This window comes from Paraburkholderia sp. BCC1886 (assembly GCF_900996245.1).
In the GTDB taxonomy this organism is placed as follows: domain Bacteria; phylum Pseudomonadota; class Gammaproteobacteria; order Burkholderiales; family Burkholderiaceae; genus Paraburkholderia.
The window spans coordinates 1-552 of the sequence record NZ_CAAJGK010000087.1 but is presented as its reverse complement, the minus strand read 5'-3'; the positions used below and the strand labels follow the sequence as shown (position 1 = coordinate 552).

1 pseudogene is annotated in these 552 nt (G+C 67.4%); it reads left to right on the top strand.

Features of this window, described 5'->3' with window-relative positions:
• Positions 1-127 precede the first annotated feature (127 nt).
• Positions 128-490 (top strand): annotated as a pseudogene (locus FQ746_RS28535) (isocitrate lyase/phosphoenolpyruvate mutase family protein); the annotation flags it as partial.
• Positions 491-552 lie beyond the last annotated feature (62 nt).

Below are 552 nucleotides of genomic sequence, written 5' to 3'. Positions count from 1 at the left end.
GAAACGGCTTGACGCCATCGCCGAATCGCGTTTCGATTGCGAATCAGCAGCTTAGCGGCGCACGGCGCGGCTGGCACGGTCCTTGCAAGATCCGGCGCGGCAACGATCAATCGTCAGGAGGCAGTCGATGGGCAATTCCCAACTTTCCAGCGCCGGCGCGCGCTTTCGCGCCGCCGTGGCGGCCGAGTCGCCGCTGCAGGTGGTCGGCGCGATCACCGCTTACGCGGCCAAGATGGCCGAGGCGAGCGGTTTCAAGGCGGTCTACCTGTCGGGCGGCGGGGTGGCCGCCAATTCGCTCGGCATTCCCGATCTCGGCATCAGCACCATGGACGACGTGCTGATCGACGCGAACCGCATCACCAACGCCACCCAGCTGCCGCTGCTGGTCGACATCGACACCGGCTGGGGCGGCGCCTTCAACATCGCGCGCACCATCCGCTCCTTCATCAAGGCGGGCGTGGCGGCGGTGCACCTGGAGGACCAGGTCGGGTAGAAGCGCTGCGGGCATCGCCCGGGCAAGGAATGCGTGCCGATCGACGAGATGGTGGACCG